8 protein-coding genes are annotated in these 10,709 nt (G+C 41.3%); 7 read left to right on the plus strand and 1 reads right to left on the minus strand.

The annotated features are described in order from the left end of the window. Positions 1-53 precede the first annotated feature (53 nt). The 6 genes from KJB05_RS03275 to KJB05_RS03300 all read left to right on the plus strand — a co-directional run bounded on the left by KJB05_RS03275 (position 54) and on the right by KJB05_RS03300 (position 7,740). Positions 54-2,249: a hypothetical protein gene (locus KJB05_RS03275; protein ID WP_244142920.1), complete on the plus strand. Its 2,196-nt coding sequence runs from the start codon at positions 54-56 to the stop codon at positions 2,247-2,249. Then, positions 2,246-4,495, plus strand: coding sequence for a hypothetical protein (locus KJB05_RS03280; protein WP_208445010.1), 2,250 nt, complete (start codon positions 2,246-2,248; stop codon positions 4,493-4,495). The genes KJB05_RS03275 and KJB05_RS03280 overlap by 4 nt, the downstream gene beginning before the upstream one ends. After that, complete coding sequence (locus KJB05_RS03285) at positions 4,482-5,069, plus strand: hypothetical protein (RefSeq protein ID WP_208445011.1); 588 nt, start codon at positions 4,482-4,484, stop codon at positions 5,067-5,069. Before KJB05_RS03280 ends, KJB05_RS03285 begins: the two co-directional genes overlap by 14 nt. Before the next feature lie 185 nt (positions 5,070-5,254). Further along, positions 5,255-6,445, plus strand: coding sequence for a hypothetical protein (locus KJB05_RS03290; protein ID WP_244142921.1), 1,191 nt, complete (start codon positions 5,255-5,257; stop codon positions 6,443-6,445). Positions 6,446-6,784: 339 nt separating this feature from the next. Next, positions 6,785-7,129 carry a hypothetical protein gene (locus KJB05_RS03295; protein ID WP_208445013.1) on the plus strand — a complete coding sequence of 115 codons (345 nt, stop codon included), beginning with the start codon at positions 6,785-6,787 and terminating at the stop codon, positions 7,127-7,129. Positions 7,130-7,179: 50 nt separating this feature from the next. After that, positions 7,180-7,740, plus strand: a complete 561-nt coding sequence (locus KJB05_RS03300) for a recombinase family protein (protein WP_208445014.1) — start codon at positions 7,180-7,182, stop codon at positions 7,738-7,740. A 394-nt stretch (positions 7,741-8,134) separates the two neighbouring features. On the opposite strand, the gene KJB05_RS03305 is transcribed toward KJB05_RS03300, so the two are convergent. Beyond that, positions 8,135-9,325 carry a hypothetical protein gene (locus tag KJB05_RS03305; protein WP_244142922.1) on the minus strand — a complete coding sequence of 397 codons (1,191 nt, stop codon included), beginning with the start codon at positions 9,323-9,325 and terminating at the stop codon, positions 8,135-8,137. Between the two features lie 147 nt (positions 9,326-9,472). On the opposite strand from KJB05_RS03305, the gene KJB05_RS03310 reads away from it, so the two are divergent. Continuing rightward, entirely contained in the window at positions 9,473-10,702 is a 1,230-nt protein-coding gene (locus KJB05_RS03310; protein ID WP_208445015.1) for a chromosome partitioning protein ParB, read from the plus strand. The last annotated feature ends 7 nt before the right edge of the window (positions 10,703-10,709 follow it).

Raw genomic sequence — 10,709 nt, forward strand, 5'->3', positions numbered from 1 at the left:
CTTCTGCCCCATTGCACACACCCTTCCCCATCTTGCTCATTCAGAGAATCTCTATGGTGCTAAGACCAAATCTCACGGTAATTAAATCTAACAGTGAAGAAAGCTGTTTAACTAGAAAGTTTTCAGATAAAGAATACTACTCCCCTTTATCTAAAGACTTTTTGTCTTGCTTAGACGAAACCTATCACAAGTATGTTACAGAAGACCAAAACACCTCACGGAGTGGTGACAAGGCAATACATCACCATATCAAACGGTTCTTCGACTATATAGTGTCAGCAGGTACGGATAATACGCGACATCTAATTGATACAATTCAACAGGAAGGGTATGCGAATGTTAAGTATCTTGAATGGCAGTTTGTGTTAGACGAATACCGCGATTCAATCATTCTGTCAAAGGGAAAAAAGGTATATTCCCACAATATAATATCTGGGCTTTCATCATTTCTAAGATATGCTGCCTCTGAAGGCTTATGGCCTCACAAGCTCAAGATTAGTAGCTTCAAACTACCACCGTCATTAGCGAAGTCTCTCGTTACCCATAATCAGGCTATACCATCATCAGAGCTAGTAGATGATGTCAATCTGTCTATTGAAAAGATGGATTTGGATGGTCATAACAATGAAATAAAGAATTTTGTTTCTAACGTTATTAGGCTAGCGAATAAAGAGATAAAAACTAAAGCTCAGTTAGTGCAATTTACTTGTGAGTATTTAACTGAAACGCTAAAGCAGCTACGGCTAAATGCTGAGGTTGAGCTTAGATATTTGATTGAGAGACATGATACTGCCATCAAGACTGCCAAACTTCACATTGATGCTGCAAGAAGTATTAATGAGTTAGTTCTTGAGCGAGATAAGCTTCTCTGTGAGTCCCTTCAGACTGATAATGGTGGTCGACCTACGTGGGTAACTGAATCTCTCAAGGAGATAAGGTCTGCTATTTGCTCATATGGCAAAGGTGGGCTTTATGCGTATTTCTATCATTATTTCGATGGCATTACACCACGTGACTGTGAAAGAACTAAAGAGGAGTTTAAATACCAAAATAGACATCTCTACCACTTCTTCTCCTCCGTGTGCAAGGAGGTCGGAATAAAAATAAAGGAAATCAACGATGACCTGAATTTGAGTTCACGCGCACAAGTTCTTGCCCAATGCATCCTGTATATTGATACATCGGCAAACGAGACCAGTGTTCGTTATCTACAGCATGACTGCCTAGTCACAGAGGTTATTGAATTAAAGAGTTCTTCTGATGGGAACAGGAAGAAACGAATCCATACCTACACTGATGTTAAGAACCGTGCCAACGAAGCAGAGTACAAACCTTTAGTGTTTACTGACGACCCAAACGAAAAACGTATTGATATGTTGGTCTTTTCAGATGATGAGAAGATTAGTCTCAGTGTGCCTGCTGTAATTGAGTACCTTCAGTCTGCGACAAAAAACTATAGGAAACACACCCTTAAGAAGCATGAGAGTCGTATGTTCCTAACGATGAACAGGAACAACAATGGGAAGCACGGAGGCTACATTCCTACGCCATTGAGCGGAGGTAGGAACACTAAACTGTTTGGGGAAATAGTTGCTGAGATAACCATGGGGGCCCTAAAAGTCCCACCAAATATTATCAGACAAAGCACAATGCAGTTAACGGCATTATTGACTAAAGATCCTCTTAGGGTTAAAGAGCAAGGTAGGCACAGTCGCATTGCAAGCGCATCAGCATACTTGATGCACCTAGCGATACAGTTTGGTAATGAGCTGGATATCCGAGAGTTTCAGGCCGCCTTAGAGGCACTGGTTACGGTCGATACAGCGAAATTCATTGAGTTTGCAGGTGTTGATGAGGAGTCTTACCTACAAAGTGTTGAGCAGTCAAAGAAGATCCTACAGAGTCACTTTGGTGGTGCTTATTGCTCAGAACCTACTGGAGGAGAACATACGGAAAAAGGCAAGGTGTGCGATCAGGTGCACAATTGTCCTACATGTCCTAAGCGTCGACCTGTGCTCCTCGCTTCAACCCATTCGATCATGAATACCCTCTTATGGGACAAGGCGTTGAAGACAGCCATAGACAAACTTCCCAAAGAACAAATGAAAAAATGGCAACTTTGGATTGCATTTAATAGCTACGCACTATCAGTTTTTGAGCAGCCGACTTATGAAGCTGAGTACCAACAGGCTTTAAAATTATCAGAATCTCGTATTAATAACCCATATTTGAAGGTGTTTGCATTATGAGCGCAGCTATTGCAAAGGCGTATGCCCAACTAGGTCAGATAATTGATCTTTCGGATGTTAGCTCCCCCAAGCACAAGCGGTTGGTTTCAGAGTTTTCTGACAATGAATGGACTCTACAGCTAGGTGAAGAACAGCATAAAGAAGACTACAAGATCTCTTTCGATGTAGTAATCGACTCTGGATTATCTTTAGTTGATGAGGTTGACCTGCTGAAGTCGGTGAAGTGGCTAATTCTCTTATCTATTGTTGATACCAAGGCAGCAAAGTCTCCATTTGGTAACACAGACTCTATTAGAAAGTATTTAGATTTCATATTGTACCTTGTTCGGTATTTAAGAGTTATTGGTGTCCGTCGTCCAATTAATGCCACTACTGGAGACTTGGAGCTTTTTGCTAAGAGCTTGGTCAATACTGTCGGCAAAAACCTTCAATACATCAGAAGGTTTAATGAGTTCTCAGATAAAAAAGGTGGTGATTTATCTGAATACTGCGACAAGAAGAGTGGAAATAATAGAGGTACATCCTTTGACCTATCAAGGATGCTATTTGATATCGGTATCCCACTTACAAGTTGGGCTAACTTTAGAGAGTTAGCTGAAACTTCGGACTCCCTTCGTGCAAAGTACGAAAGTAACTACAGAATAGATAAAACTCTGTCAGGTAACAAACGCTCCATTGAGGATGTAGGGAAAAAAGGGAGTGTAATAAAGAACGTTTCCTTTTTGAACCGTATTTTGAAGACAACGACCCACTTCCCATCATTAATCCCAATGTTTCCAGCAATGACGCTTCCATCAGAGAAGATTCTGAAAAAGGTCATTCAGAACAAAGCTAAGGCAGATGGGAAAACGAAGGACGTGCCATTCCTTGTAATGAGGGACACTCTAGAGAGGTCAATTAGATACATTATTCACTTTAGCCAACTGACAAAGCTCAAAGACAAAGCGCTTGAGGGCTTCGAGGGTTATATGGCTGCCAACCCTAGTCGACCACGAACAGAAATAGCTAAGAAATTCTTTTTGGAGAACCCAATAATTTTAGAGGGTGACAGTGAACTAGGTTTTCCGACCATACGCATTACAAACTTTGATCGAACCTCTCCGGTGAAATCCACAACAGAGGAGAAGGCTCAGTGGGCAGAAGTCGCCATACGTAATGCCAATGGAGATTCATTAAAGAAGCTTGCTACAGAAAAGGGTGTTGCTAAATCTACTATTGCTTTGTGGATCAGAAAGCACAATGACCCCTTCAGAGAGCAAGAGTTTAATTACGGGTTAAGTACGTTTCTCCATAACCACATGATGGTAGCGATAGAGATGGTTCTCTGTTTTCTAACGGCTAGAAGAAGCATGGAGGTTAACAACCTTGAGGCAGGTTGTATTAGTACAACTGAATCCGGTCATTGGATAAAAATGTACGTTGCCAAAACGTATCAGGTTCACGATGACTTCCCCGCAACCAACCTTATTAAGGTCTGTGTTGAAATCCTTGAGAAGCTAAGTCTTACAGCTAGAAATGAAACTGGAAACGACAAGCTGTTTCAGTACGCAAGTTTTATTGACCCAAGCAACGTTAGTCAATACGAGTTTAAAAGTTGTCGAGCGGCATTTCTAGAATTTATAGGTATCACTGAAGACCATAGCTGGGACTGGAGTGAGCACCAGTTTCGCCGTTTTTTTGCAGGTACTTTCGTAAACCATTTTGGTGGAAGCGTTGATGCTCTTAAATATCACCTGCGCCATACTGATATCGCGATGACATTCGAGTATCTAAATAAGATTATGACTGGCGCTACACTGGACACCCTACAAGCTGAAGCAATGATTGAGGTTCTCGACCAACAGGCTCAAGCTAATGGTGGATTTGATGATGAAACCGAGTTGGGTAAAAGACTTAATGAGTGCACTGAATGTCTCTCTAATGCTGTAGGCATCACAGAGAAGCGTGCCCATAACAAACGGGCGTTTGAACGGTTAGTTCAGGAGGATGACATCGTATTTGAAATGATCGAGGAAGGGCTTTGTGTCGGTAATACCAAAAAGTACCGCCACAGATCAAAGTGTATCGTTGATGACGGTGGTTTTGCGCAAACGGCAAATGCTGATTGCTCCTTCTGTGCTGGTTGCGAGAACAAAATCAAATTAGATAACTGGGAATATAAAAACGTCGGTAATGAGTGCCTAATGAATCCAGAGGATTCCGACATCCTAAATGCTGTCGTGGAGAGCAATAATGACTGGCATTAAGAAGAGTGCAACGCAGGTAGCCTCAGAAGCTAACCAGAAAAATTCTGATGAGAAAATTAAAAACAAAATCAGTGCCATTAAGGCAATTGCTCTATGTGATACTGAGCTACAGAGACTCCGTGATCAGTTTGCTGAAACGTCCCCTAACCGCAAGACTATAAGCCTTAGTCAGCGATGGTTTAGTAGCTGGAAAGGGTTGGATGGAGAGTTGTCTTTCACAGGCAGAAATACAGACACCTATGAAGCCAATAAAGAGGTTATCGTAAAGGAGCTAGGATACCTAGAGGAAGCACTAAAAGGTGGTGGAAAAAGTAAATCTACATCCAACGACGTAAACTACGAGGATAAGTATAAAGAGCTACAGAGAGCACAACAGATTCAATTTGAAGATTTATTAGATGAGCGTAGTGAAAACAATAAGTTACGCGAGCAAATTGAACGTTTAACAGCCGCTATTAGAGAGCTGGATGAAGAAAAATCTGAGCTTCTAAAAGAGAATACTCAGCTTAAAGAGCAAAATAGAAGGCTTAAACGTGCGCGTCCATCGATCACAGTTGTTAAGGAGTCCGATTGATGGGGTTTCAACATCATAAGACGCGACCGCAATTCACAGAGGATGGTGATACAGCGTATCTCGTAACATACCCAAATCATCATATTTACTGGGATGCGACAGATTACCTAACAGATCGCCTGAGTTACTCTGATCAAAGCACTACGTACTACCACACGTTGTACATTACCAAGTTCTGTAACTGGGTGATTAGAGGTTTCACATGTGATAACCCAAGTGAGTTCTACTCGAACGCGATTAACAATGTTCAGCATAAGAAGCTTAAAGAATACAAAGAGTTCTTGCTAAAAACACTCAAGCCTAACTCAGTAAATCAAAACCTAGCTGTTGTTGTCGAATACTACTGGTGGTTACAGAAAAATAAGCGGACTAAGCATCGATTTCTATGTGGGTGGGCTGACAATGAAAAAGGGATACCTAAGCACCGAATTCAGGTAAAACCCCCGAAAAAGAATGGTGAGTTCTCTAATCCACTGCTAATCAAAGGTACATCAAAAACTCAGATAGGGTATGTACCATCTAAGAAAGAGATGGCTGAAATATATCGACTGGTCGTACTCCTTGCAAGACAAAGTGCGCCGAAGCCTCCTAAATTCAAGCTTGACCTTTCAGATGAATACAAGGAACGAAACCTCCTTATCACGGACTGGCTGTCTCAGGCGGGAGTTCGCAGAGAAGAGTTACGAATGATGCAAACCTCTGTGATATACGATGCACAAAGGAATGCTCAGAATGAAGAAGATGGGATTGAACAGCAAGTCGCTAAGCTACGTGGGGAGAAGTATGAAAGAAGGAAAATTAGAAAGCTGGTCAAGGTAGAGATCAAAACCGGACTAAAACACCGGAAAGAGCGTGTTGTACATATTACACCTGAGCTTCTTGAGAGAACCATAGATTACATTGAGATCGAGAGAGAGGACATATTAGCTAGTGGTAAATGCAGGGATACAGGAGAGGTCTTTGTTGTTGTTGCAAATAAGGCTGAAGGATCTTCATGTCGGATGTCTAAGCCTTACATTAACAACATATTCAAATTTGATATGAAGTTAAATGGTGAGCAGGTTCCAAAGGATAAGGACGATGTGATCCCACATGCATTGAGGCGATATGCGTTAAAGCAGTACGCAATAATCCTGTGGACAGTTGAGCTAGACAGGGTTCGCAAAGGAAATAAAGACAGCGTTGATGAGACTGCTGTATTGAATGCTTTGAGAAACTTTGCAGGACACAACGAAGATCAAACAACTCTCAAGCATTACGTGGATATAACAAAAGTTATTGCTGAGGCGGGCGAACTTGCTGTAGAAGAAACAAGGGCGGAAATCGAGTTCCAAAGAATCCGCATCGCCACACTAGAAGAGTCACTGGAAGATTAAACGGTATAAATGTCAAAGAAAAAAGCACCTATACCTAAACAACAGGCTGAACTAGACAAGGTAATGGATTACGTTGTCTCACTGGGATTTGACTTTAACAACTCTCAAGAAATGGAGAACGCTATAGCTGTAGTTGTTTTTCTGAGTCAAGCTATACACCGTATCTAATTCTAATCCCGAAGTTTTATTGAACGAGATGCTGTAAATTAAACGTAGTCTATGTTTACGTAGATTAATTTACGGGAAACTTTACACGAAAGGTTGCAAGGCTGTGTAAATATACATACTTTAAGGAATGTAAATAAAACGAACGTTTGATTAACCTTAAAAGGACTTCTAATGATCCATGATGTAGTTACAAAGCATGTTGGCACTCAAGCCGCTATTTTCCTGACTAATGAGCACCTTCATCTATTTATCAATAATGAAGGATATGAATACTATGTGGACTTAATGCAAAATGAACATAAGTTCCTCGTTCGTGATTTCGAAGAGTTACCTGTAGCTGCATGGTATTGTGCAGAAGAAAATATCGCAGTTGATCTTGAGGTTATTAAGTTCTTGAGTAGTTCAGGCTTTATCTGCTCAAAGACTGAAGCTGGCGGTAATGACTACATCTTGAATGTTAACATGCCCGAAACCTGCAAAGAGTTAACTGAAGAATCTCTAGAGACTGGAGAGTAAATATTTAAGGTATAAGCTGCTCACGATGGGCAGCTTATTTAGAGGGAATTATGCTAATTGGCTATGCACGAGTTAGTACACTAGAACAAAACCCTGAAGGGCAAGAGTCAGCTCTTTTGAATTATGGCTGTGAGCGTATTTATGTGGAGTCAGCAAGTGGTAAAGATTCGAAAAGTAGGCCAGAGCTACAAAGGATGCTGGATACACTGAGAGCAGATGATATTGTCGTTGTTCAACGCTTAGATCGTCTAGGAAGAAGCCTGAAAGACCTGATCGAATTACTAGAAGGCTTTAAAGAGTCCGGTGTGAGATTTGTGTCTATCCATGATGGTATCGATACAACAACAGCTACAGGTGAGCTTATATTCCATGTTATCGGTGCTATTGCGCAATTCGAAAGAAGATTGATCTCAGACAGAACAAAAACCGGATTAGCTGCTGCGAGAGCACGAGGTCGAAAAGGTGGTCGTAAGCCATCTCTATCTGCGTCGGACATCCGAAAAGCCAATGCAATGCTACTCGATCCCAAAGTTACAAAGGCAGAGGTGGCTAAGCACTTTTGTGTAAGTCGTCCAACCTTAAACAAAGCCTTAGCTTCCCTAGATAAATGAAAATTTAACATGGTTGTAGTTCTGGTTTTAGTGTACTGAAGCGCAATCCATACTTACTGAATTTTAAGAAGGAGCCTAAAGTGGAGGAATTTGTTCGGTATATTGATAAGTTAAACTCTGAAGACAGAATGAACTTGTTTCATGTAGTAAATGTCAGCCTTGGTGAAAAAGGGTGTGAGCTAACTTTATCTATAAAATCGTCAGAACCAGAGTTATCTAGCGATTGGTTGATTTCGTGCAAGGACTGCTTGAAGGTGAACATAGATAGAACAAATATGCCTGCCCATGAGATCACTATCAAATATGGGATAATACTAATCGGAAGCTCTTATATAACAGGCTCTTATTTTAAAGCTGTAAAACTACACACATCCCACATGTGATTGGTCAGCTCTTACACTGCTAGCAATGAGAGAAAATACTCGGATAGCCCTATCCGAAACTGTCGAGTCGAATTCGCCGCATTTTTGTAAATACTGCCTTTAGCGTCCAACTCCATTACCGAGCACTTTTTCCAGTGAGTAGCATTCTTGCTATAGTCTAGCTTGCCTAGTTCTCTACCTGCGTTACTTAAGTCCGTTAGTGACGCGCCATTGTTCACTAATTGATGGATTGTGAGGCCTATTGCTTGCCAAACTTGAGGAGATAAATGGTAACCAGAGCGATTATGCACAAACGCTTCCTTCAATGGTTCAAGCCAAGCTGCTAAGAAGGTGGCAATATTACTTACATAACCTTCTGACAAGATAGATGAAAGACTATCGCCACTCGATAAAGTAACGTCTTTCGACATCTTACTGTACTCTTGCGTTCCTACCCCAGCCACGGCACCAACAATTAATTTGAATAATATATACTGTGTGGTGATGCTGCTCTCTGATACTTTTACGTGCTTAGAATTAAAGTTAACACCACCATAACGTTCAATATTCGCTTCTTTTATTAGCTGATTTATATAATCTTTTAGTGGGAAGTCATCATTCGGTAGTAAGTTTCTTCCTTCACTCAGATGAGGGAGGTTCAAGGATGAGTCAAAAATGCTGCTTTTTTTAAACAGGTCGATAGCATGACTGGCTTCCAAGCCCTTCTCGTCATCAAATACAACTCGTACCTCCACGTTTTCCATAGCTAGGCGCTGCCTAAGCTCGCTCTTCTGATTAGCTTCTTTAACACTTAGCCTTGAGCTAAACAAAAACGTTTTTAAGCCCAGAATCTTACAGATTGCTACCAGCACTAAAACGTTCCCCACAATATGAGTATCCGAGGGGTTGTAACTCAGTGTGGGCAGAGAACGAGCTGCATGATGAAGGTGTGGCTTTCCGATAACCGCGAATGTTAGGGACAACGGCATGCATACCGATTTATCAAACAGGATACTCTCTAGCTCAGCTTGGATTTCTTGAACCTTATCAGCGTTTTTAGCGTTAACAGCGGCATCGGCTGCCCATTTTAATTCAGGCAATAAGTTTCCTACCGAAAAAAAAGCGGCGACCTCAAACACAGGCATAGTTGCAATTAGTGTTTTTTGCGTTCGTCCTTCCGAAGAAAGCAACGTCCCACTGATTTTTTTATCCGAAAGTATCAAGTTTTTTCATCCAGTTATCTGAAAAGCGCAGTCTAAAACAAAATTAAAAATTGATCCGACAAGCTTGTCGGATCAATAATGGTAATTATCTAAGGCAGATGAATGCCTAGTCATTATATTGCCACAAGTAATACAGAGAGGTCGCAAATGGCAGATAACAAAGAAAACGCATTTGATGAAATATCAGATCAGGAATTAGAAACATCGATCGTTGACACATTGGTAGATAGGTATGATGAAAAAGAAAGCTCTAGTTATTTAGCAAGCTCTAAAAAACTTTTAGCTAATTCCAGTTCTGTTCTATCGTCCGAACAACTTCAGGATATTTTTAAGTCGAATGCTCGCTACTACTCTGGGGTAAAGCAGATTGAAACAACCCTAAAACACACGGTCATTTACATCACCCCCCAATTAGCCAGAGACATGTTGAAGTTTTCTCGGCGCGGAGCCATAAATGACAACAATAAAAATAGAAAATTGAGCAAAGCAAAGATCAGGAAATACGCGGAAGCTATGGCGAAAGGCCAATGGTGCCTTACTGGTGAACCACTCATTTTCTCTGATGAGGGAGAAATTTTGAACGGACATCATCGTCTAGAAGCATCCTATGAATCAGGGGCTGGATTTATTGCGCCCGTAACCTATGGAGTCACTGACGATCTGTCCTTCGCGCATATCGATGTAGGCAACCTGAGATCTAGATCTCAGGTTTTAGAAATGGCGGGGGTTAAGGTCAACGCGAACGTACTGTCACGAGTAGCGATGTTAGCAAAAGCATTTGAGAAAAGTTCTAACCCTTATGCGTTTAGAGGAACTCAAGGCACATCCTTTCAACCCGCTGAGATTTTGGCATATGTGGAAGAAAATGAGGAGCTAGCGTTATCGGTGCATTTTGTTGCAACTGTAGTAAAGCGCCATCGACTGGAGAGCCAAGTTTCTGAGGCAATTTATGCGTTTGCACACTATCTGATTACGCAAAAACTCAAAGAAACTTCACTTAATGAGACTTTGCCTATGACACCAGAAACTTATCTTACTCGTATCATTTCATCATTGGGTTTGGAGTCGGAGGATGATATTGAGTATCAGGTACGGAACTATCTTCAGTCACTCGTTCATGAGTCCACCTCGTACTCACTGTTGTGCAAATTATCTGCAATTTTCAAGGGGTGGAACATGAATCTTGGTATTGCGGTTACAGGAAACAAAATTAGCGTGCGAAGGGTTGCACGATACAAAAAAGATGCGGACGGAAACAAAATCCAACTTCCTGCTGCTGGTAATATTAATGAGGCCTTCACTATTCCTTGCTTACCTAAAGGAAGGACGCCAAAAAACATTCAAAAACAAGGTAATGTTCAGCTCAAGAGCGCTTAATCAAAGT

The sequence above is a fragment of the Vibrio sp. B1ASS3 genome (assembly GCF_905175355.1).
Taxonomy (GTDB): Bacteria; Pseudomonadota; Gammaproteobacteria; order Enterobacterales; family Vibrionaceae; genus Vibrio; species Vibrio owensii.